Annotated in this window: 24 protein-coding genes; all 24 read right to left on the bottom strand. The window is 28.0% G+C overall.

All coding sequences use genetic code 11. From position 1 onward, the window contains the following. Positions 1–233: 233 nt before the first annotated feature. A complete protein-coding gene (locus IC219_RS13780; RefSeq protein ID WP_227831413.1) occupies positions 234–902 on the bottom strand; it encodes a glycosyltransferase family protein in 669 nt (222 codons plus the stop codon). Beyond that, positions 895–3,561: a glycoside hydrolase family 99-like domain-containing protein gene (locus IC219_RS13775; RefSeq protein WP_227831414.1), complete on the bottom strand. Its 2,667-nt coding sequence runs from the start codon at positions 3,559–3,561 to the stop codon at positions 895–897. Before IC219_RS13775 ends, IC219_RS13780 begins: the two co-directional genes overlap by 8 nt. Before the next feature lie 46 nt (positions 3,562–3,607). Further along, entirely contained in the window at positions 3,608–5,467 is a 1,860-nt protein-coding gene (locus IC219_RS13770; protein ID WP_227831415.1) for a bifunctional glycosyltransferase family 2 protein/class I SAM-dependent methyltransferase, read from the bottom strand. Positions 5,468–5,494: 27 nt separating this feature from the next. Next, positions 5,495–7,645, bottom strand: a complete 2,151-nt coding sequence (locus IC219_RS13765) for a glycosyltransferase family 2 protein (RefSeq protein WP_227831416.1) — start codon at positions 7,643–7,645, stop codon at positions 5,495–5,497. A gap of 80 nt (positions 7,646–7,725) precedes the next feature. Beyond that, positions 7,726–8,574 carry a flagellin gene (locus tag IC219_RS13760; RefSeq protein ID WP_227827782.1) on the bottom strand — a complete coding sequence of 283 codons (849 nt, stop codon included), beginning with the start codon at positions 8,572–8,574 and terminating at the stop codon, positions 7,726–7,728. Positions 8,575–8,661: 87 nt separating this feature from the next. After that, on the bottom strand, positions 8,662–8,997 hold the full coding sequence (locus IC219_RS13755) for a flagellar protein FliT (protein ID WP_227831417.1): 336 nt from the start codon (positions 8,995–8,997) through the stop codon (positions 8,662–8,664). 14 nt (positions 8,998–9,011) lie between these two features. Next, positions 9,012–10,529, bottom strand: a complete 1,518-nt coding sequence (fliD, locus tag IC219_RS13750) for a flagellar filament capping protein FliD (protein ID WP_227831418.1) — start codon at positions 10,527–10,529, stop codon at positions 9,012–9,014. Positions 10,530–10,545: 16 nt separating this feature from the next. Further along, complete coding sequence (gene fliS / locus IC219_RS13745) at positions 10,546–10,902, bottom strand: flagellar export chaperone FliS (RefSeq protein ID WP_227831419.1); 357 nt, start codon at positions 10,900–10,902, stop codon at positions 10,546–10,548. 4 nt (positions 10,903–10,906) lie between these two features. Then, on the bottom strand, positions 10,907–11,299 hold the full coding sequence (fliS, locus tag IC219_RS13740; RefSeq protein WP_227831420.1) for a flagellar export chaperone FliS: 393 nt from the start codon (positions 11,297–11,299) through the stop codon (positions 10,907–10,909). Positions 11,300–11,321: 22 nt separating this feature from the next. Further along, positions 11,322–11,534 carry a carbon storage regulator CsrA gene (gene csrA / locus IC219_RS13735; protein WP_227831421.1) on the bottom strand — a complete coding sequence of 71 codons (213 nt, stop codon included), beginning with the start codon at positions 11,532–11,534 and terminating at the stop codon, positions 11,322–11,324. Then, positions 11,528–11,920, bottom strand: coding sequence for a flagellar assembly protein FliW (locus tag IC219_RS13730; RefSeq protein WP_227831422.1), 393 nt, complete (start codon positions 11,918–11,920; stop codon positions 11,528–11,530). Before IC219_RS13730 ends, csrA begins: the two co-directional genes overlap by 7 nt. A 15-nt stretch (positions 11,921–11,935) precedes the next feature. Further along, a complete protein-coding gene (flgL, locus tag IC219_RS13725; protein ID WP_227831423.1) occupies positions 11,936–12,868 on the bottom strand; it encodes a flagellar hook-associated protein FlgL in 933 nt (310 codons plus the stop codon). Positions 12,869–12,886: 18 nt separating this feature from the next. Then, positions 12,887–14,197, bottom strand: a complete 1,311-nt coding sequence (gene flgK / locus IC219_RS13720; protein ID WP_227831424.1) for a flagellar hook-associated protein FlgK — start codon at positions 14,195–14,197, stop codon at positions 12,887–12,889. A gap of 17 nt (positions 14,198–14,214) precedes the next feature. After that, positions 14,215–14,631 (bottom strand): flagellar protein FlgN, encoded by a 417-nt coding sequence (locus IC219_RS13715; RefSeq protein ID WP_227434648.1) that lies wholly within the window; start codon positions 14,629–14,631, stop codon positions 14,215–14,217. A gap of 4 nt (positions 14,632–14,635) precedes the next feature. After that, positions 14,636–14,911 (bottom strand): flagellar biosynthesis anti-sigma factor FlgM, encoded by a 276-nt coding sequence (gene flgM / locus IC219_RS13710; protein ID WP_227434647.1) that lies wholly within the window; start codon positions 14,909–14,911, stop codon positions 14,636–14,638. Positions 14,912–15,062: 151 nt separating this feature from the next. After that, complete coding sequence (locus IC219_RS13705) at positions 15,063–15,377, bottom strand: FliM/FliN family flagellar motor switch protein (protein WP_227434646.1); 315 nt, start codon at positions 15,375–15,377, stop codon at positions 15,063–15,065. Between the two features lie 23 nt (positions 15,378–15,400). Further along, entirely contained in the window at positions 15,401–15,829 is a 429-nt protein-coding gene (locus IC219_RS13700) for a YaaR family protein (protein WP_227434645.1), read from the bottom strand. A gap of 8 nt (positions 15,830–15,837) precedes the next feature. Beyond that, positions 15,838–16,506, bottom strand: a complete 669-nt coding sequence (locus tag IC219_RS13695; protein ID WP_227434644.1) for a lytic transglycosylase domain-containing protein — start codon at positions 16,504–16,506, stop codon at positions 15,838–15,840. A 38-nt stretch (positions 16,507–16,544) separates the two neighbouring features. Then, complete coding sequence (gene rfbB, locus IC219_RS13690) at positions 16,545–17,528, bottom strand: dTDP-glucose 4,6-dehydratase (protein WP_227831425.1); 984 nt, start codon at positions 17,526–17,528, stop codon at positions 16,545–16,547. A gap of 35 nt (positions 17,529–17,563) precedes the next feature. After that, positions 17,564–18,121 (bottom strand): dTDP-4-dehydrorhamnose 3,5-epimerase, encoded by a 558-nt coding sequence (rfbC, locus tag IC219_RS13685; protein ID WP_227831426.1) that lies wholly within the window; start codon positions 18,119–18,121, stop codon positions 17,564–17,566. Positions 18,122–18,172: 51 nt separating this feature from the next. Beyond that, positions 18,173–19,042 carry a glucose-1-phosphate thymidylyltransferase RfbA gene (gene rfbA, locus IC219_RS13680; RefSeq protein WP_227831427.1) on the bottom strand — a complete coding sequence of 290 codons (870 nt, stop codon included), beginning with the start codon at positions 19,040–19,042 and terminating at the stop codon, positions 18,173–18,175. Positions 19,043–19,150: 108 nt separating this feature from the next. Continuing rightward, positions 19,151–20,023: a dTDP-4-dehydrorhamnose reductase gene (rfbD, locus tag IC219_RS13675; RefSeq protein WP_227831428.1), complete on the bottom strand. Its 873-nt coding sequence runs from the start codon at positions 20,021–20,023 to the stop codon at positions 19,151–19,153. Positions 20,024–20,228: 205 nt separating this feature from the next. After that, complete coding sequence (locus tag IC219_RS13670) at positions 20,229–24,035, bottom strand: phosphoribosylformylglycinamidine synthase (protein WP_227483463.1); 3,807 nt, start codon at positions 24,033–24,035, stop codon at positions 20,229–20,231. A gap of 24 nt (positions 24,036–24,059) precedes the next feature. Next, positions 24,060–25,310, bottom strand: coding sequence for a phosphoribosylamine--glycine ligase (gene purD / locus IC219_RS13665; protein ID WP_227831429.1), 1,251 nt, complete (start codon positions 25,308–25,310; stop codon positions 24,060–24,062). Between the last annotated feature and the right edge of the window lie 3 nt (positions 25,311–25,313).

Below are 25,313 nucleotides of genomic sequence, written 5' to 3'. Positions count from 1 at the left end.
ATAAATAACAAATTTTTTAAATATATTTTTGTGTATATTATTCTGTTTTATTTTATAATTTAATTTTTAATGTATGATATAGTGTTTATTTTTGAATGTAATCTTATAAGATTTGAACAAAAACATTTATTCCATTCTCAATAAAATTTAATCTATTAGTTTAAATATTTTATTGGGAATGGAATAATTAACCCACATATCTTAATTTAAATAGCTTTTATATTAAAAAACTATTATACTTTATCAGTGTCAATAAACTCAGAATAAATATCAATAAACATTTTTCTATATTTATAGTATTCATCTGAAATATATAATAACCCAGAATCATGCACACACCACGGTTTTTTTTGGTTTGGTATTACAACTTTATACTTATTTTTTATAAATTCTATACTTTGAGATAAGTCATAAAAATCCCATCCATCAAATACATCTTCTCGCCATCTCAAATCATATTGAGTTATCATTATTAGACCATCAATACCAAGCACTTCTTCATATTCTTGCTCTACTTCATCATAGCTTAATAATGACATTTTTCCTGTAACACTTGACTCGTATACTTTTCCAACTTGCCAATAATTTTCACAAAATAATTTTTTTGTACCACAAACTCCAATCATTCCAACTGATTTATTACTTTCAAATATACTCATAATATCATATATAAAATTTTCATTAATTATAAAAACATCTTGATGTAGATATACTTTATAGATAGCATCAGATTTACTCTGAGCATTATTATATGCACTTGCAATAGATGATGCATCTCTTATAGATATTATTTCTACTTCAAACCCTTCAGGTCTCTTTAGTCTACTTATATAGAAAAGACACTCTATATATGACAATGTATTATTAACTGCTGTTATAAAACAAATTTTCTTATTATTCATATTTAAAGAATTCTCTCCTAACATCCTTGATAGCTTTTTGTGTTGAATTAAGATATGCATATCCATATTTAGAACATGGTTCTAGTATAGCACCTTCTCCCCATTCATTCCATGCATTTATAAAAACTATATCTTCATCTAAGTTTCTATTTTTTTTATTCATAGTCATAATATCTTTAAGCCACATGTAGTAATATTTTGGAGATGAACCTTCAAATATCCACGACTTTTCAGCTTTCCTTGGGGTGTTATCCCAACTTGGTGTAACACATTTATAGATTTTGTTACATTCATAGTCTATATAGTTTCTCTTTTCAACATATTCTCTATAATCAAAAACTCTACCTTCATAATTATCTTTTATAAAATCAATTTCTTTGTTTATAATACTATATTTAGATAAATCAGTACTTATATTTCCATGTGGGCTAAATTCGTTAGCTGCATCAAACCCACACTGATGATAATAGGAGCTATCTTTACCCCAAGGTTCTTTTGTAGCAATTACGTAAATATCCCCAATGTTATTTAATTTACAGTATTCCCTCCAAAAACCAATTACTTCAATAGGGTCAGGAATATTTAACGGTCTGTATATCATTATAACTTTTTTATTATTTATTTCAATATATCTATCATCCTCTAAGTATCTTTTCATATCATAAATAGCATTTTTATAATCCTCTTTTGTATCTAATTGTTTTACTAATATCTCCTTATTATCACTTTTATACCCTCTTGTCCAGTCTTCATTTGCCCAATATAAACAAAAAGGTATCTTCAAATCTTTATTATTTAAAAGGATATCTAATGGCTTTCTAAGTAATTTTACATCTCCACTCAAATAATAGTATATTGAAAATCCATAAATACCACTTCCTTTTGCCAATTGTATTTGACGTTTAAATGTATCTATAGATTCTAAACTGTAAAATCCAAGATCTTTAGGTAATCTTGGCTGGTAATGTCCAATATATTGTGGAATTGCTCTTGATACATTATCCCATTCTGTACTTCCTCTACCCCACCATTCATTATTGTTATCATCTAAGTGAAATTGGGGTAAATAGTATGCTATGAGTTTACTATCTATTTTATTAAATTCATAATCTAATCTTATATCTTTACTATATTCTGATAAAAAAGAGTTCTTATTATGTATATAATCTATGTACATTTTATACTTGTTTATATCATTCTCTAGACATTTTTTATTTTTTTTGCGTATTTTTAAGAAATACTTATCTACAAAGTATTCCTCTTTAATATCTTTAGTAAGTAAATCACTTAGATTTTCAATCAATTGTAATTCTTCACTTTCCATATCTGTTTTACTATAATATATTTCAACTATTTCATAGCCTGTTTCTTTAAATAACTTATGTATCTCTTTAAATGTAAAAAATCTTAAGTATGATTTATCTAAAACTTCAGAATCTGAATATGAAAATGACCCATTTATAAGTTTTTTAATAACACTTATATGCATTATATTTGGCACACTGACTAGTATATATCCATCCTCTTTTAGATATTCATATATATTTCTTAATACATCCCATGGGTTTCTTAAACAGTTTAATGTATTTGGAAATATAATATAATCAAATAATCCATACATACTTTTCAGATTGATTCCTTCTGTGTTTCGCATTAAATTATTAAATACTATTTCTCCAAGTTCTCCAGAATTTATATTAATTTTTGTTCTATAAGTATTAGCATTCCTATAGATATTTTTTAATTCTAATAGAGCCTCTCCTAAACCATATCCAATTTCTAATACATTTATAGACTCCTTCTTTCGTGATTTAATCATCTGTATAATTTCCGAATAATTTTTAGAACTGTTCTTCATATAAAAATTCCATTTTGAATTTAATCTTTCATTATTTATCTCTTTAATATATTTTAACTCATCATCTCTATAGTGAAGTATTTTATTAAAGCAATGAACAAATGTATCTTTACACATAAGTAAATTATATCCTTCATCTATTACTCTCAGAAATACATCCTGAAATATATAATGCTCCAAAGTAAATAATTTATCTAACTCTCCTATCTGATTCAATACCTCTTTTTTGATTAAAAAACAACTAGTAGATAAACTAAATTTATAATCCCATAGTTTACTATTAGACACATTAAAGCATTTAGAAAAATCTAACATATCTAATATATTGTCATATTTTAAATTCATGTTTTTACATATAGAATCTTCATTTGATACTGCACACACTATACCTATATTATTGTCACTATATAAAGCTTTGCTTAAATTATCTAACCAATTCGGTGTGGCCACAATTTTATTTTCCAAAAATAATATGCTTTCTCCTTTAGAAGCTTCTATTCCCCTAATATACCCTGTAAACATTTCTATAGGATAATCTTTGTTTTGTATTATTTTCAAATCATTTTGCGATTTTAACCATTTGATTGTACCATCAGTTGATGCATTATCAATAACTATTATTTCAAAAGTTCCTTTAGATGTGAATTTCCTTATGCTTTCAATACATAGTTTTGTATATTCTATATGATTATGAACTGAAATTATGATACTTGTAAAATTCGTATTTACTTTGTCATTATTATATTCATATTCACTTATAATATTTATCATATTATTATCCAAGCTCATATTATAATTCATTATCACAAATCTCCTTTTGTACTAAATTTTTTCTTATATAATCCTTCTATTGAAATGAAAACATCAGTTCTTGAATGTCACTATTTCCCTTAATTAATTCATTACTGTTCTCTAGTATATCCATTGCTATTTCATTTTCACCCATAATATTAAAAATTGAAATAATATTGTAGATTGTGTCAACATCATTTCTATCAAATTCAAGTGACAACATAAATATAGATACACATAATTCATATAAACCTATATTATAAGCTTCTACACCAATTCTATTTAAAACCTTATTCTTATTTATTACATTAGCATCAATCAAGAACCTTGCATAATCAATAAATTCGTCGCCATATTTACTTTCTATGCCAAATATATACTCTAAACTACTTTCTATATCTATCTCGTTGTCAATTCTTATCAGTCTGTATTTTAAATCTATCAAATCACTATCTTCATAAACTCTATTTAGATCTACAGCATATGTTGCTTTTATTTTATACTGATACGCTTGATACTGATCCCTCATATTTTCACCTGACATTGAACACAGACAATCGATAAGTTTTTCATCTTCCTCTGTTAATCCAACTATAGATGCAGATACACTATTTATATCATAATTGTTTCCAGAAAATAGTTTTTGAATTTCACTTAATGTAAAAAATCTTAAATGTGTTTTATCTAAAATTCCCCATTCAGCATATGTGAAATTTCCACAAATTAATTCTCTTAACACACTTACATGCATTATATTAGGAATACTTGCAATTATATTGCCATCTTTTTTCATGTAATCTCTAAACGAACGCAGCACATCCCATGGATTATTTAAATGTTCTAATACATCTCCTAAAATTATATAATCAAAATATTTTTTCTTATACGGAATTTTTATTGTTTCTATATTATCAATTAATACATTGGTTATATTTTGCGCTATTTTAGCAGGGCTTTCACATAATTCTATACCATATACTTTGGCATTTTTATATTGATTCTTTAGTTCTAAAAGTGTTGCGCCTGTCCCACATCCTACTTCCAATATATGTAGTTCTTTGTTTTTTTCTTCTTCTATCATATCAATTAAATCAAATCTAATATTATTACTATATTCAACACTAAATTTCCATTTTTCCCTAAACTTCTCTCTATTGTTGTTTAATATTTCATTGTATCTCCATATATCTTCTTTAAATGAAGTACTTCCAAAATGATGAACAAAAGTATCTTTACACAGAATTAATTTATATCCATTTTGTATCATTCTAAAGCATATATCATCATCCTCAAAATTACCTGGCGAAAAAATTTCATCTAATAGACCAACCTTATCTAGGACTTCTTTTTTTATAGCCATACAAAATCCAACTAGCTTAATTCTATACTCCCAATAGTTCTCATTATCTTGATTAAATTTACTTGAAAATTCAATTAATTCTTCTATAGAATTATAGTCCACTTTTATTTCTTGATAATATGAACAATTATTAGTAACTGCTCCAACTGCTCCTATATCTTTGTTACTCCATAATGCCTTATCCAAGTTATAAAGCCAGTTTGGAGTTACTATAACATCATTATTTAAAAGAATTATATTTCTACCACTAGATATCTTAATTCCTTGATTACACCCTTTTGGAAACCCTTTGTTCTCATTATTGAATATGATTTTTAAGTCATTTTGTTTTTTTAACCATTCCACAGTTCCATCTGTTGAATTATTATCAACAACAATAATCTCATATGAATTTTCATATGTGAACTTTTTTATACTTGCTATACACAGTTTAGTATACTCTAGCTGATTATAAGTTAATATAATTATACTTGTGAAATTTTGTACATCTTGATTTTTAATTTGATATTTTTCCACAAAATCAATCGAATTATCCAAATTTATATATCCATTCATATTTATTACTATCCTCTCAAATTAAATTTATTTCATATTATATCTCAACTCATGAAGATATTTTATATTATATAAAGTATCTTCATTTGACATATCCAAAGAATAGGCTTTTTTTAACATAAACTCAGCCTCATTAAAATTTTTATCTATAATCATTATTATACTTTTTATATTTAAAATTCTTGCATCATCTTTAAATGTTCTGGAATATTCATCAATTAATATTTTAGCACTTTTTAATTCTCCATTATTGATCATACATTCTATATTATTAATAAACTCATCCTTTAATTTCTTAAATTCATTACTTTCATTTAAACTTTCCTCAAAATCCTTTATTAATATTTTTATTATTCTTTTATAGTAAGGATACTCATTAATCAAGTTTTTTATTTTATTAATATACTCCAAATTATTTATACTATCATTATTATAAAGCATACATTTGAATTCTATTGTAAATCTGTCTATATCATTACATAAATATTTTAATAAATCAGCATCCTCAAATTCTTTATATAAAAACCTTATATACTCATAAGAATATACTATATAGAAATAAAATAATTCTATATATTTATTTTCTTCTAAACTACAGTTATCTAAAATAAGTTTAGATATTACCTTATAAATTTTTATCTTTTCAATTTCAAAAGTAGTTGGAACATATTTTATATAATTATATAAACTGATAGCAAATTCATTATCATATTTAATAGCATAGCTCATATATTTTTCTATCCAGATTACGTCTAAATCATTTACTGTATTAAATATATCTAATTTATTTTCATATGCTACATTAATGAGCACTCCATAAATAGGATTTTTTTCATTTTTTAATATTTCTTTGCATTCATCTAATGATATTTCATTTTTTAATCTTATATAATTTAATCTTCCATAATTTCCCTCTATAGCAGAAAGCATACTATAAAGTTTTAACTTTTTCTCTTTCTTTAAGCTTTTGATTAACTGTTCTAGTCCATAAAAAAAACTATCTCTTTCTACATTAGAATTTGGTAATTTATTATAATACTCCAATATTTCATCCAACTTATTTACTTTTTCTAAAGATGCAAATAAAAATTTATTTACTTGTCTTTTATATATATATTTATTTATATTATTATACTTTTGTATAACTTTATTGTATTCTTCCATCGCATAATACATAAATATAATTTCGCAAAGGATATTATCTCTATTAGACATACAATTCCCATCAGCAAATAAAGAATTTGACTGTGTACTAATATCATAATTATCTACAAGATAAATATATCTCTCAAACGATATAATACTGTTTTTTATTTTTCCAAGAAATTTTTGTACATTACCTAGATAGTAATATATATCAATATTATTTTTATCTTTTGATATATATCTAGTACATAAATCTTCAGCCTCTTTATATTTTCCATTTACAATATATCTATTTGCCAAACTTGTGTATACATATTCTGGTACATCTCCATGTTTTCTATATAGTTTATATGCTTTTTCTATATATTCAAGTGACTCTACTTCTTCACCTTCAGATACTAGGTTCTTACCCATTTGATAATTTATATATGGATTATCAGGATTTTCTTTTAACTCTGCACATAATAATATTCCATTTCTTTTGGTTTTATTAAGTTTAAACTCTTCGTCCTCATAAAAATATCCATAATGATCAAATTCAGCTATGTTTTTATATATTGGTTCTTCATATATTGGTTGTTCATGAATTTTTCCCTCATATTTAAAATTATCATTTTTAAATAATCTCATTAGTGTCACAGTTGTTGTCAATCTCTCATCAGACTCAAAATTTGCAAATATATTTTTTAGGTTTACTGAGGCAGAATTATATTTTTTATACATTCCTGTTTCAAAAAACATTAATAAATCTTCATACTTAGTTAATATCTCGTCTGCATCTACTATAAGTATCCATTCCCCCTTTGAATAAGATATTGATTTATTTCTCATATCTGAAAAATTATCATTCCACTTTTGAAAATAGATATTATTTGTAAACTTTTTTGCTATTTCTACAGTTTTATCATGAGAACCTGTATCTAGTATTACAAGCTCACTATCTAAACTTTCTATAACAGGAATCAATGATTTCAGTGTTTTTTCTAGAAATTTTTCTTCGTTTTTAACCATCATTACAATACTAAGTAGCATAATTATATTCCTTTCTGTGATAAACTATTAAAAATAAAGAGTAAAGCAATGCTTTACTCTTTATCCCTTACTTTTTTATATTATCCTAATAGTTGTAATACTCCTTGTGGTTGTTGATTTGCTTGAGCCAACATTGATTGTGATGCTTGTACTAATATATTCATCTTAGACAAATTAACCATTTCTGATGCTACATCAGTATCTCTTATTCTAGATTCAGCAGCAGTTACATTTTCTAATGTATTATTTAAGTTATTTTGAGTTGATTCTAGTCTATTTTGTTGTGCTCCTAATTTAGCTCTTGCTGAGTTTATAGATGCAAGTGCTTTATCTAGATTAGATACCATTGTTTTAGCACTAGCAGTACCCACTGTTCCACTATCATTTAAACTTGATATTGCACTAGCAGTTATTCCAGCTGTACTCATTACACTTGCAGTATTAATCAGATTAACTGTTATTTGGTTATCACTTGCATCATTTGCTCCAACTTGTAATTTTATTTCTGTAGCCTTACCATCTAACAATGTTTTTCCATTAAATGATGTTGATGTTGATATTCTTTCAACTTCACTATTTAATTGGCTTAACTCATCAGATATTTTTTCTCTTTCTTCTTTAGTATTAGTCTCATTTGAAGCCTGAACTGATAAAGTTCTCATTCTTTGTAGTATATTACCAGTTTCTTCTAACGCACCTTCTGCAGTTTGTACAACTGATATACCATCTTGAACATTTCTTCCAGCTTGATCTAAACCTTTAATCTGAGCTCTCATTTTTTCAGATATAGCAAGACCTGCTGCATCATCTGCTGCTCTTTTTATTCTGACCCCAGAAGATAATTTCTCCATAGATTTACTTTGTCCACTTACATTTCTTCCCATTTGGTTATTTGCTATTAAAGCACTTACATTTGTATTAACTCTCATTATTTACCCTCCTTAGTGTTATTGACATCCTTGTCATTTCTACTATTATTTTATCTAATTATATAATCGGACATATTGTGCTTAACTTTATACTTTTTTATTGAAAATATTTATTTTTTCTCTGTTTGAATTAGAATACATCGTATTAACTTGTTTTGTTAGTCTATATTCATACAATTCTTTCTTCACTATTGCTAACTGTTCATTAAGAATTCCTTTAATCTCATTATCGATTTCAAGCATTCCTAATTCATTGTATTTTTCTATAAAAGAATCTTTATCAATTTCATTTATACCATTTATAATATCTTGTCTCTCATCCAGCTTGCTATTTATATCCTTATATTTGTTATTTGTAATCATACTTAAAATTTGCTCAGATATAATTTTGTATAGATTTATCTTTTCTTCTAATTCATTCATGATACCTCCTACTCTTATTTATTCTGTGAAAAATAGTTCATCTGAGAATTGTATTTGTTTAGTAAAGATTCAAGAGCTGAATATTTGCTATACAACTTAGCCTCCTTAGCATTCATTTTTTCTACAAGCCTATTTATATTTTTTTCTTTATCAGCAATATCTTTAGAATATATATTTTCACTAGCAGATGCAGTTTTTGCTATACCTGATTTCTCAGCCAATTTCGACCCAGAACTACCAGCATATTCATACACAATACTTTTTAGTTTTTCAAACATACCTTTATCTTCAAAATTTGAAGAAAATCCAGCCAAATTTTTATAAACCTTATCACTATCTTCTACAAGTGCCTTTGAAAACTTTTCTTCATCAAATGATATCTGACCTTTTTTATTGTAATCCGCGTGTTCGCTTATACCCATACTTTTTAAAAGATTAATATTACTTGAAGAGCCAAAAAAAGATTTTTGGATATCTTCAACAAAGGATCTCAATTCACTGTCATTTCTAAGTATTCCTTCTTTTGCCTTCTTATCCCACTTCTCTATTTCCTCAGTTGTCATATCCTCTTTTTGTCTTTCTGTAAGAGGCGGGTAATCTGGAGATTTTTTTGTAGTTACTAAGCCATATACTTTATCCATTAATTTATTATAATCTTCAACAAAATCCTTCATATTCTTTACTGCTTTTTCAGTATCTGTCACAGAAGTAAGTTTTGCATTCCCTTTTCCATTAACTGTATAATCTACATTATCTATAGTAAATACATTTTCAGATTTGCTTATGTATGTATCTCTACCCTTAGAATCTGTAACTTTAGCTTCTAAATTCTTTCCTACCAATACAAAATCTTTGTTCCCACTTCCATCATCTGTGGAAGCAACACCATTTTCTATTGATATTTGATTGGCCAATGCATCATTTCCTGTTACTTTTAAATCAATCTTTGAATCTAAACCTGTTTGTTTTCTAGAAATAATTAGTTCACCTGTCATTTCGCTATATGATGCTTTTATATCTGTATCTGAACAAAGAGAATTTATTTTACTAACTATAGTACTTGTTGTATCTTGCTCTGTTATTGGTATATTTACATCACCTATAGTCAATGAACTAGCACCACTCGCATTTGGAGGAAACTGTGTAACAATTGGAGAAGTTGTATTTAGTTTTATTGTAAGTTTAGCAGGCTCAGCCATTTGACTTACTGCAAATTGATAATTTATCTTATCAGCTCCTGCTGAACCACTAGCTGATATTATACTTTCATCAGAACTCTTTATGCTCAGTGATGAATAAGCTTTATTATTTAGTATACTATTTTCTGATGTTACACTAAGGTATTTATCATATAGATTCTTGGAATCTTGAATAACCTCTCTATAAATTTCTTGTTTCCATTTAACTATCTGCTGTGCTTGTTTAGCTTTGTCAACAGCTTCTTTATCTTTTATCATACTAGCCTCTATTACACCTTCCATATCAAAACTACCTGAGAGACCTGTAACTCTAATTGGACTTATATTTGACATAATAACCCTCCTTATATTACTCTCTACTTTTTCTACTTGCCTCATACCATATATCTCTAATTTGCTCTATTATTGGAAAAACTTCATCTATTATTTGTATACCATTATTTAAATCTGCATTTGACAATTTATACTTTATAAAATCATACACTTTGTACATATCTTTTGCCCACTGACCTGCATCTTGATTCAAAGTAACCATAAGTTCTGCAAATATATCTTGTACCCTAATTAACTCCTTATGGGCACTATCCATATCATTATCAACAATAGCAGCCCTAGCTACTCTTGTATATTTTACTGCTCCATCTACAAGCATAAGTAATAGTTGTTCTTGCGAAGAATATTGTAATTTTTCTATGTTTAAACTCATTTAATTATCCTCTTGTTCTTTCATCTTTACTTTTTTTATCTGCTTCATACCAAGTATCCCTAATTTGTTCTATTATTGGTAATACTTCATCTATTACTTGTATATCTTTTCTTATATTAGCTCTTGATAATTCATATCTTACAAAATCATAAACTTTATACATATCTTTTGCCCATTTACCTGCACTTTGATCTAACGTAACCATTAGCTCTGTAAATATATCCTGGACTCTAACAAGTTCTTTATGTGCCCTTTGCATATTTTTATCTATAATGGATAGTCTAGCTATCTTTGTATACTTCACTGCACCATCTACAAGCATAAGTAATAATTGTTCCTTTGATGCCATAAATATTGAATTTTGCTTATAAGAATTATAAGGGTTTTCTCCATACATATACTACTTCCTCCAAATACTTTTATTTTAATTTACTTAAAATCTCTATATTTATCTTTGTTGCCTTTATATTTTCATCTTTTATCTTTTCATAAATTTCTTTTCTTAGTATTCCTATATCATTTGGTGCTGATATAGCCAATTTAATATTCTTTCCATCAACACCTACTACCTTAATCTCAATATCTTCTCCTATAAGTATTGACTCTCCCTTTTTTCTAGAAATCACTAACATCCATCATCACCTCTCAATAATGGATGTCTTATACTGTAATTTTCTTCTTGTAAGATTATTTGCATTCCATAATTATTTTTTATATTTATTATTATAGGAGCTTTCATATTCACAGTTGATTCTTTTAAAGTTGGCCCAAGAGTTAATATATTAAATATTATAATATCATTAGGGGATTCTACTTTGAGTTTTTCTATTATATCTTGATTTAAAGTTATCTCATATTCATCAATAATCTCAAATGGTGATACAACAATAAATCCTATACAATCTTCTTCAATAGAATTAAATTCTTTTAAAGTATTATTATTTTCTATATCTAAAAGCTCATATTCTTTTAGATTTTCAAACCCTAGTATACCTTTTTTTAATGTAATTTTCATCATATCTTCGTTATTTTACTATATGTAATCTAATATAGATACATTAAATAACTTTCCTCCTGTTTGTAGTGAAGCTTGATAAGTTAATTCTGCCGCCTTTAATTGGACAAGTTTTTCTCCATAATCTATCTCTTCATTTTGTGATAGAATATCCTTTAACTGAATCAAATTTTCATCATTCTTTTCCTTCATTGCATCTACAGTATTTGCTTTAGTTCCATATATAGATCTAGTATTCACTGTATTCTCAATCAACTTATCTACACCGCTTAAACATGTCGTTGTCAAGTCTTTTATATCTGCATCACTAGGATTTATTAACTTTCTCGATATATTATTTAAATCTTCAAATGGATCTGTTTTTGTTGGGTCAAAACCAAGAGAACTTAACTTGACATTATATTCTACATTTATACCCTGAGCTATGTTCATACTTAAAGAATCTTTTAGTTTGTTTAAATTTATACCACTGTTAAATTTTAAGCTTACAGAACCATCTGCATTTTCAACATATTGAACAGGTGGTGTACCTGTATTTGATCCTGAAAATATATATTTACCTTCATGTGTTGCATTTAAAGCATTTGCAATTTCCTTCATTTTTTCATTAGTTGAATTACTAAGAGTCTTTAGTTCATCCTCTGAATATGCACCATCACCACTTGCCACCAAAGTTTTCTTTACATCTGATAATAATTTCCCAAGTTGATCTAATGCAGTATCAGTAGTTTCTAACCAATTTCCTGTATCATTACAGTTTTCAATATAAGTCTCCATAGTCTTTATTTCACTTTTTGAGTTCAATATTTTTATTGCTTTATATGGATTATCAGATAGTTTGTTTATTTCTTTTGTTGTATTAACTTGTCTATTAACTTTATCTAACCTTTGTAGATTATCTTGTAGTGAGTTTAGATAACTGCTAGACATCATACCTGTACTAACTCTCATTATAAATTCCCCCTTCTACTAAATTATCCCATTTATCACAACATCCAACAGTTGTACAGCTGTTGACATAACTTTTGCACTAGCTTGATATGAACGTTGTACTTTTATAAGCTCTGTCATTTCTTCATCTAAGGATACTCCTGAAACACTCATTCGTGAACTATCAATATTATTTATAATTTTACGTTGATTCACTTCATCTTGATTCACTTTTTTAGAATCTAAACCTATTGATTCTGCAAAAGCTTTATAGTGGTCACTTATCGTACTTACTTTTCCACCAACTACCCCAATATCTATTTTTTCATCTTTTAGCTTAGCAATCTTTGAAGCCTCATCAGCAGTAAGCTTTAATTCATTTGGGTTACTCTTTATAGCTGGATTTACCTTTATAATATCTTCACCAGCTACATTTGAAGTTATAAAAAAATCTGTTACTGTTATTCCAGCAGATGTATTATAAACATCATTTATCTGTTTAGCTAATCCATCAGATACGTCTTTTAAATCGCTTTTATATGTATCAATCTTACCATGCATTTCAAACAACCCTTGTAAAGTACCCGACACACCTTTTTTCCAAGTTCCATCTGCATTTTTTAATTCATTAAGTTCTAATTTCCCATCTGCAAGCATATTTTTAACATCACTATTTTCAAGGTCTAGCTTAAAACTTAAATCATCTAAGATTCTATCTCTTTCATCAAGTAAATCATTTGGGGTAGATCCAGAGCCAGATATAACATCAATAGATTTATTCAAATCTTCAAGACTTTTTAACATGTCATTTATCTGTTTTATCTCAGAGTCTATATTGTCATCTATATCTCCTTTTAACTTATCAAGCTTCTTATAACTTTCACTTATTAAAGTTGCTAAATTTGATGCATTTTCTACCACGAGACTTTTTTTACTGTCACTATTTATATCTTTTGCTAATGATTCCCATCCTTTAAAAAAGTCATCTATACCTGCAGATATTCCATAATCCGATGGTTCATTTATTATAGTTTCTATAGTATTATAATAGTCATACTTTGAAACTGTCTTACCATATTTATGGGCTTCTGCTCTAAATTGATAATCATAAAAACTATTTCTAGCTCTTGTTACATCTGTTACATGTACACCTGTACCTAATTGACCTCTCCCAATTGCATTGTTCAAGCTAGGCATATACATAGGGCTATTTGTGGCAAATTCTGTTCTTTGCCTAGAATAACCTTCCGTATCTAGATTACTTATATTATGAGAAATCGTCTGTATTGCTTTTTGATGTGCATTCATTCCTGAATTGGCTGTATTTAAAATGGAAAATAATCCTGCCATATTTTTCCTCCTAATATCTATTTTCTAATATTTCCATAAGAATTATAAGTTGTAGTTTGTTTGTCCATTGGTTTTATAAAATTAATCATCTTTTTTGTAAAGATAAGTTCTTTCTTTATTAGAGAATCATTTGACTCTTGTTGATTTTTAGCCAAAGCAATAATGTTCTTTAAATCTGTATATATTTCTTTTAGATATTCATCATTACTATTTTCAACAACTTCACTCATTGAAATATCTTCATTAAAAAGTTGTCTTCTCTTTATCTCTATAGATGCAAGTTCCCTACTAATATCTTCTAATTTAGGATTTAACCTATTTAAATTTTCTATATCTTTTGCAACTATATAGTCAAATTGCTCTTTTAATAATTCCATCATATTACTAAGTATCTTTTTTTCTTCATATATTATAACTTTTAAGTCTGTAATCATGACTTTATCCTCGCATATCCTCTATCATTTTTTTCGCAATTTCTTCTGGTTTTATTTTGTAAGTTCCATTTTCCAATGCATTTTTTATTTCATCGATTTTTTTATTTCTAATAGTCTCATCACTCATATTTGATACACTTGCCATTTCCTTTGCAAATTTAGATAGCTCTATCTTGTCTGTTTTACTAGTTTTTTGAACTTCTTCCACTTTTTTTACACCTGATGTATTCTTTAAATAATTATTTATTACAATATTTGAACTTACATTTTTAATATCCATATTTTCACCTCCAAAATTACATACTTATAATTTAGTTATCGCTCAAAAAATAAAAACATTTATATGATTCAAACATATTTTAAATTTTTTATAAAAATATCCCCTTAGCTAAACTCATACAGAACAGCTTAAAGGGATACTATTTAAAATGCTAATTTATATCTGAATCTTCTATTTTAGATAATCTTACAGATAATTTCTCATTTGTAATAATGCTTTCTCCATAAGCAAACAATCTATCATTTGCATATATATCTAATTTTTCATCCACATTCTTATTTAGTTTTATTATAGAACCTTCTTTTAATTCTAATATATTTTTTATTGTTTCTGTTGTATTTCCTATAGAAACAGCTACATTTACTTTTGCATTAAAAACATTTTGATTTTCTTCTATAACGCCAGTCTTTTCTTCTATTAGTTGCCCAAAATTCAATTCATATATATCCTCTTTTTTGCTATTCATAAAACTTTTCTCCTTGTATAACCTTATCTATACATATCTATCAACAAGCCTTGTATCATATCAACAGTAGAAACAATATCTATGTTTTCTTTTTCTTCACTAAGTAATTTACTAGTCATATCCTCAAGTTTATCATCAACAATCTTTACATTCTTATAGTATTGATGCTCCCAAAAACTGCTATTTTTATCAAGTGAATACATATTATCTACAACAGATTTTAGGTATTCTTTTACTGCATTTTTGTATATACTAATATCACCATAGTTTTGAGTAAGTACAAGCCTTTCCCCCGCCTTTTTTACACTTTCCAGATTTCGTTTTATATCTTCCATTGAAGAAGATTGTTTTACAGAGTTTAAGTTATCAGAAAATTTATTATTCTCTTTTAGTTTTTTAACCTCTATATTTCTACTTGGACTTATGTTTAGCTTATCTATATTTATACCCATAATAAAGCCTACCCTCTATAATATTTCATAACCTTAGGAATATAATTTTGTGTTTCTTTTGGCATTTTATACAGGTCAGAAATTGATTCTACCCCTCTGCTTTTCATCCTTCCAGGACCACCATTATATGCCATCAATCCCATTTCTATGCTCCCTCCAAACATATCAATGTATTCCTTAATGTGTCTAGTTCCAGCATCTATATTCTGTTCTATATTAAAAGGGTCTGTAACACCCAAATCTTTGCAATTTTCCGGCATAAGTTGCATAAGACCCTTCGCACCAGCAGAAGATACAGTATTTGGATTAAAATCTGATTCAACTTTAATTATTGCTTTTATAAGGTTCGCATCCACATTATATTTTTTTGATGCTTGCTCTACAGCACTTTCAATTCTTGACTTTAAATTTTTATCTTTTGTATCAACATCTATAAACCTACTAGATGTATTATTTACTGCATTATCAAGCTCGTTAAATAAATTTTCAGAATTAGACAATAAATTATATCCATTAGAAGTCTGTTGATTATTTTGTGACAATGCTTTTAACAATGTCATCATAACCATGTCAAATCCAGATGAATTATTATATGTACAGTTACACTGATTTGTAGTGTTGCTACCAGATAATTGAGTTAATGCCAATATATTAATTAATGAACTTATCTCATTCAATATAAAACTCCCCTTTCTAAATTTTATAAACTTCAAAATTAAACTGATAGAACAGATTTCCACCAATATTCATGCTCTATATACCATTTAACTGTTTCTTTTATACCTGAATCAAAATCATATTTTGCCTTCCAACCTAACTCATTCTCTATTTTAGATGGGTCGATAGCATATCTTAAGTCATGACCAGGTCTATCATTTACATAGGATATTAAATCCTCAGATTTACCTAAAATATTTAATATAGTTTTTACTACTTCTATATTACTTCTTTCATTATGACCACCTATATTATAAACCTCACCAATTTTTCCTTTATGTATTATTAAATCTACAGCAGTACAATGGTCGTATACATGTAACCAGTCTCTTATATTTTCTCCATTTCCATACACTGGCAATTGTTTGTCTTCAAAAGCATTTAAAATCATAAGCGGTATCAATTTTTCAGGAAAATGATATGGCCCATAATTATTTGAACATCTAGATATAGTTGTTGGAAGTCCATATGTCCTATAGTAAGAGTTAACCAATAAATCTGCTGCTGTTTTAGACGCTGAATAAGGGGAACTTGGATTAATAGCTGATTTCTCTGTAAAGAATAAATCCCTTCTATCAATTGGTAAATCACCATAGACTTCATCTGTAGAAACCTGATGATATCTTTTTATCCCATATTTTCTACATGCATCTAAAAGTACTTGTGTTCCTATAATATTTGTCTGTATAAATAATTGTGGATTTTCAACTGACCTATCTACATGAGATTCTGCCGCAAAGTTAACAACTATATCAAACTTTTCCTCTTCAAATAATTTATAGACATGCTCTCTATCTGAAATATCTCCTCTAACAAATTTATAATTGGGCTTATCTTGTACTTCTTTTAATGTTTCCAAATTACCAGCATAAGTCAATAAATCTAGATTAACAATAGAATAATCTAGATACTTATTAAGCATATAATGTACAAAATTACTCCCAATAAATCCTGCTCCTCCAGTTATCAGTATTTTTTTCATATTTTTCTCCTAAATATTAATTCTAATAAATTTTATTAACGTTCTATACAGATATCTTTAAAACTTTTTTGTTTTTTGTCCTTTACTGATAAGAATATTTCTTCAATTCCTTCTAAAGGCCAATCAATCGATACTTGCTTATCATTCCACATAAAACCACTCTCAAATTCTGGATAATAATAATTTGTACACTTATAACTAAATACAGCTTTTTCTGATAAAACTAAAAATCCATGTGCAAATCCTTCTGGAATATAAAATTGCTTTTTATTTTTATCAGACAGTATTACTCCTTCCCACTCTCCAAATGTTTGTGAATCTTTCCTTAAGTCAACTGCAACATCGAAAACTTCTCCCTCTGTAACTCTAACTAATTTTCCTTGAGGATATCTATTTTGAAAATGCATTCCCCTTAATACACCTTTCCTTGAGCTAGATTCATTATCTTGAACAAAACACATATCAAGTCCAAACTCCATAAAATCTTTTTTATTATAACTCTCAAAAAAATATCCTCTATCATCATAAAACACATTTGGTTCGACTATATATAGCCCTTCTATTTTTGTCTTTATAAAATTGAATTTTACCATTACAATAAACTCCTTTATTGAAATAAAATTTATAATAAATTTTATTTCATATTACATATCTTCATTGGCTAGTTTTAATAGATACTGGCCATACTCAGTTTTTATCAGTGGTCTAGCTAGTTCAATTAACTTCTCTCTACTTATATATCCCTTTGTATATGCAATCTCTTCTAAACATGCTATATACAATCCCTGTCTTGTCTGAACTACTTCAACATAATTAGAAGCATCTAATAGCCCCTTATGTGTACCAGTATCAAGCCAAGCCATACCTCTTCCTAAAAGTTCTACTTTTAGTTTTCCTCGTTTTAGATATTCATTATTTATTGAAGTTATTTCTAGTTCCCCTCTATCTGATGGTTCAACAAGCTTTGCTATTTCTACAACATCATTGTCATAAAAGTATAACCCTGGTATAGCATAATTAGATTTAGGTATTTTAGGTTTTTCTTCTATTGATAAAACATTAAACTCTTCATCAAATTCCACAACCCCAAACGCATTTGGATTACTAACATGATATCCGAATATGGTTGCTCCAGTTCTTTTAACTGCATTCTCTAATCTTTCGCTAAATCCATATCCATAAAATATGTTATCACCTAATACAAGAGAAACACTATCACTTCCTATAAATTCTTCTCCTATTGTAAATGCTTCTGCAATCCCATTTGGTTTTTCCTGAATTGCATATGCTATTTTAAGTCCCAATGAACTTCCATCTCCAAATAATTCCTCAAAAGCTATTATATCTCTTGGTGTAGATATTATAAGTATTTCTTGTATCCCTGCCAACATAAGAACTGACATTGGATAATATATCATTGGCTTATCATATATTGGAAGTGTTTGTTTTGATATACATTTTGTTATAGGATATAGTCTTGTTCCAGACCCTCCTGCTAAAATAATTCCTTTCATATTTATTCCATCCTTAAATTTACTTTGTCATATAATGATTATCGGATAAATAAAAGAAATATTTATATTTTATGTAATATCTTATTTTATTTTTTATAAATAGAATATTTACCTTCTACTGATATCATATTCTTTTAAATACTCTTCTATAGACTCTTCCCATTTTCTAAATGAATTTAATCCAATTAATTTCAGCATAAAATTATCAAGTACAGAATATTGTGGTCTTTGAGTTTTACTCTTAAAATCTTTACTTTTAATTGGATTTACTTTTATATCTATATTTTTTAACTCAAATATCTTTTTAGCAAAATCATACCAACTACACTCACCTTCACATGTGGCATGATAAACTCCATAATTCTCTGTTTCCATAATATTTATTATAACCTTTGCTAAGTCTACTGTACTTGTTGGACTCCCAAACTGGTCATCAACGACATTAACTTCTTTATTTTGTTTAGAAAATTTTATCATAGTCTTTACAAAATTATTTCCATCACCATATAGCCATGCTGTTCTCAATATAAAGTACTTATGTGAGAATTGTTCCACAAATTTTTCTCCCATAAGTTTACTTTTTCCATAAATAGAATTAGGTTCAGTTTTATTATCTTCTTTATATGGATATTTAGAAATACCATTAAATACATAATCAGTTGATATGTGGACAAGTTTAGCATTCACTTTTTTTGATGCTATTGCTAAATTCCTAGCTCCTAAAGAATTTATTTTATATGAAGTTTCTATATTGTCTTCACATGCATCGACCTTTGTATATGCTGCACAGTTTATAATTACATCAGGTTTATTATATGTTATAAAGCTATCTACATTAGCTTGATTAGATATATCTAAATCATCTCTTGTTGTAGGTAATATATCATATTTTACTTGTTTTATACTTTGATTAATTGATTCTAATTGATTGACCAATTCTCTCCCTAATTGACCATTAGATCCTGTTATTAATATTTTCATTGATTGTTTTACCCTCCAATAAATATTCAATTCCTCTTAATAATTAATTATAACATAGCTTATATTTTGACTTAGGTAGAATATATATTATTTTTATATAAATAAAAAAAGAGATGTAACATTAAATGATTATCATCACATTATTACATCCCTTTAAATCTAAATATATAAAATATATTGTAATTACCAATTAATTACCAGAATCCTATCTAAAATACTTAACTCCAGATTCAAATATCTTTTGATCTTTCTCACCTATGATATTCTTAAATACTTCCTCACCAATTCTCTCAGAATGTCCCATTTTACCAAACACTCTACCATCAGCACTAGTTATACCTTCAACAGCATAGAATGAACCATTTGGATTAAATTCAATATCATAAGTAGCTTCATTATTAAAATTAACATATTGAGTTGCTACTTGTCCATTAGCAATTAATTCTCTCATAACATCTTCACTAGCAACAAATTTACCTTCTCCATGAGAAATAGCTATATTGTGAATATCTCCAACATTAGTTTGAGCTAGCCAAGGAGATTTATTAGATGAAATTCTAGTTCTAGCAATCTTAGCTTGATGACGTCCAATATTATTGTAAGTAAGTGTTGGTGCACTTTCACTTGGAACTCTTATTTCTCCATATGGAACTAAACCTAACTTAATTAATACTTGGAATCCATTACAGATACCTAACATCAAACCATCTTTTTGAGTTAAAAACTCATTTATAGCTTCTTGAACTCTAGGGTTTCTAAATACAGTAGCTATAAATTTACCAGAACCATCTGGCTCATCACCAGCACTAAATCCTCCTGGTAACATTATTATTTGAGAAGATTTTATTTCATTCACTATTGTATCTATAGAATCTTCTATGTCTTTATAAGTTAAATTCTTAAATACTCTTATATTTGCATTAGCCCCTGCTCTTTCAAATGCTCTTGCAGAGTCATATTCACAGTTTGTTCCAGGGAATGCTGGTATAAATACTCTTGGAGTAGCTATACTTAATGATGATTTTTTAGCCTCTCCTTGTGATATATAGCTTATAGTCTCTATTTTTGACTTTACTTCTTCTGTTTTAGTTGGGAATATAGGCTCTAAAGTACTACAATGTGCTTTATATAATTCATCTAATGAAAGTTCTTCACCTTTAATGAATATACTAGCATCTTTAACTGTACTTCCAAGCACTATGTAATTATATCCATCTAACATGCTTAAATCATCATTTGCTAATTCAAGTACTATATCTCCATAACTAGCTTCAAATAATTTATCATCTGTATATACTTTTTCAGCTTCTTCATTAAACTTAAATCCTATTTTGTTACCAAAAGCCATTTTACTTATTGCTTCACCTACACCTGCAAATCCCAATGCATATGTTGATAAAACTTTATTTTCATGTATAAGTTCTCTTACTTTATCTAAGTTTTTCTTTAGTTCTTCAAAGTCTATAACATTATTTTCTGCTTTATTTACACATAACATTACTACTTTTGAATCTGCTTTTTTAAATTCTGGAGATACTACTTTTCTAGCATCTACTGTATCAACAGCAAATGAAACTAATGTTGGTGGAACTTCAATATCTTTAAATGTACCAGACATACTGTCTTTTCCACCTATAGCAGGTATTTCAAACTTACTTTGTGCATAAAATGCTCCTAAAAGTGCTGAGAATGGTTTGCCCCATTTTTCTGGATTGTTACCAAGTTTTTCAAAGTACTCTTGGAATGTAAGTCTTGTTGTACTGTAATTTCCTCCAATAGCAACTAATTTACATACAGATTCTACTACTGCATATAAAGCTCCATGGAATGGACTCCATTTCCCTACTTTTGGATTATATCCATAAGTCATTATTGTAGAAGTATTAGTTTCTCCACCAAGAACTGGTATCTTAGCAACCATACCTTGAGTTGGAGTAGCTTGATACTTTCCACCAAATGGCATAAGTACTGTATTTCCACCAATTGTATTATCAAACATCTCTACTAATCCTTTTTGAGAACAAACATTAAGGTCAGATAATACTTTTGTAAATTTGTCTTTCATACTTGCACACTTAACATCTTTTACTATTTCATTAGAGCTAAAGAATGTGTTTTCTTCATCTACTTTAGTAACATGGACATCAGTAGTTTGTTTCACTCCATTTGTATCTAAAAACTCTCTATTTATATCTACAATTGCTTTTCCATTCCAGAACATTCTTAAATATCCTGTGTCAGTTACTGTAGCTACATGTGTAGCTTCTAAGTTTTCTTCTACTGCTAATTGTATAAATTTATCTTTATTTTCTTTTTTTATAGCTACTGCCATACGCTCTTGTGATTCTGAAATTGAAAGTTCAGTTCCATCAAGCCCATCGTATTTTTTAGGCACTAAATCTAAGTTTATATCTAAACTATCAGCAATCTCACCTATAGCAACACAAACTCCTCCTGCTCCAAAGTCATTACATCTTTTTATCATTTGAGCAACTTCTTTATTTCTAAAGAATCTTTGTATTTTTCTTTCGTTAGGAGCATCACCTTTTTGGACTTCTGCACTACAAGTTAATATTGATTCTTCACTATGTTCTTTAGATGAACCAGTTGCACCTCCACAGCCATCTCTTCCTGTTTTTCCGCCAAGAAGAACTATTACATCTCCCGCTTCAGGTCTTTCTCTTACTACATTTTCTTTTGGTGCTGCTGCTATAACTGCACCTATTTCCATTCTTTTTGCAACAAAGTTTTCGTCATATACTTCTGCAACTTGTCCAGTTGTAAGACCTATTTGGTTCCCATATGAGCTATATCCATGAGCTGCTTCTGTAGTTATTTTTCTTTGCATAAGCTTTCCAGGTAAAGTGTCCTCTAAAGTTGTTCTTGGGTCAGCACTTCCTGTAACACGCATTGCTTGATAAACATAACTTCTTCCTGATAATGGGTCTCTTATAGCTCCACCTAGGCAAGTAGCTGCTCCACCAAACGGCTCTATTTCAGTTGGATGGTTATGAGTTTCATTTTTAAACATTACTAAATATTTTTCCATCTTTCCATCAACTTCAACATCCACATTTATACTACATGCATTTATTTCTTCACTTTCATCTAGATCATTTAACTTACCATTTTTCTTTAATTCTTTTACTGCAACTGTAGCTATATCCATTAAGCATATATCTTTATGTCTATTTACATATACATTGTCTCTTGAGTTAAGATACATTTGATACGCTTCTTTTACTATATCATTAAATTTACCATCTTCTATTTTCACATTTTCTATTTCAGTCATAAAAGTAGTGTGTCTACAATGATCAGACCAATAAGTATCTAGAACTTTTATTTCTGTTATAGTTGGGTTTCTCTTTTCTGTATCTTTGAAATATTTTTGAACATGTTGTAAGTCTCCTAAAGTCATTGCTAATCCTTTGTCACTTACAAATGATTTTAATCCGTCTTCATTTAAATCTATAAATCCATCTAATATTTCAACTGCTGTTGGTATCTCAGTTTCCATTTTTAATGTTTCTGGTTTTTCTAAAGATGCTTCTCTACTATCCACTGGATTTATGCAGTAATCCTTTATTTTGCTAAATTCTTCATCAGTTATTTTACCTGATAATATATAAACCTTTGCTGTATTAATAGCAGGTCTTATACCTTGATTTACTATTTGGACGCATTGAGCTGCCCAGTCACCCCTTTGGTCATATTGACCAGGTAGGAACTCTATTGCAAATACTCTTTCTCCATTTAATTCTGGTATTTCCTCATAGTATACTACATCTAGATTTGGCTCAGAAAAGATTGTCTTTGCTGCATTTTCATAAACATCTTCTGATATTCCTTCTACATCATATCTATTTAATATTCTTAAATCTTCTATACTACTTATGTGCAAGCTTTCCACTAAATCCTTTTTTAAAGCTTTAGCCTCAAGGTCAAAACCTTCTCTTTTTTCAACTAGTACTCTTCTAACCATTGAGTCTTTATTTCCAGTATTCAACATACCTTATCCTCCATTTTTGAAAAATTATCTACCTATGTCTGTTCTATAGTGCATTCCTTCAAAGTTTATTTTTTTTATATTTTCATAAACTTTTTCTGCTGCATCTTTAACTGTAGCTGATTTTGTAGTTATACCAATTACTCTTCCCCCATTAGTAACTAAATTGCCGTCAAGCATCTTAGTACCACTGTGGAATACTACTATATCATCATCTAAATTTTCAAGACCAGTTATAACTTTTCCTTTTTCATAACTGTCTGGATACCCACCTGATGTAAGCATAACACATACAGCTTCATCATCACTATAATTTATTTCTATGTCTTTTAACTTATTATCAAGTATAGCTTCCATTATTTCATGTAAATCTGTTTCTAATCTAAATAAAACAGATTGTGTTTCAGGGTCTCCAAATCTTACATTATATTCAAGTACTTTCTCTCCATCATCAGTTATCATAAGACCAACAAATAAAATACCTTTAAAGTTAAGTCCATCTTTTTTGAATCCTTCTAATGTTTTTTCTAGTACTGTTTCTTTTACTTTATTTGCTAATTCTTCTGTATAGATTTCACTAGGTGAAAAAGTTCCCATTCCACCTGTATTCGGTCCTTGTTCATAATTGTTTACCTTTTTATGGTCTTTTGCACTTGCCATAGGAACTATTGTATTATTGTCTACAAATGCCAAGATAGAAGTTTCTATACCTTTTAAAAATTCTTCAATTACTATTTTATCTCCAGCAGTTCCAAATTTCTTATCTGACATCATTTCTTTTAAAGTTGCTATAGCATCTTCTCTATTTTCAGGTATTACAACACCTTTTCCAGCAGCTAATCCGTCCGCTTTTATTACTACTGGATACCCAAAGCTATCTATTTCTGATATAGCTTCTTCTAAGTTTGTATATTCTTTATATTTTGCAGTAGGTATGTTATGCTTTATCATAAAATCTTTTGAAAAAGCTTTACTTCCTTCAAGTTGAGCACATTTTTTATTAGGTCCAAATACTCTTAAACCTTCTTTTTCAAATTCATCTACTATTCCCATAACTAGTGGTACTTCTGGACCTACTATTGTTAGACCTATTTTGTTATTCTTGGCAAATTTTAAAAGCCCTTCTACATCAGTATCACCTATATTTACACATTCTGCTACATTTGCGATTCCTGCATTACCTGGCGCACAATAAACTTTTTCTACATTTTTTTCATTGCTTAATTTCCAGCATATAGCATGTTCTCTTCCGCCACCGCCTACAACCAATATCTTCATAAT

It is taken from the genome of Clostridioides sp. ES-W-0018-02, from assembly GCF_020658175.1.
Taxonomy (GTDB): domain Bacteria; phylum Bacillota; class Clostridia; order Peptostreptococcales; family Peptostreptococcaceae; genus Clostridioides.
Note: the sequence above shows the minus strand (reverse complement) of the source record. Positions and strands in the feature narration are given on the sequence as shown.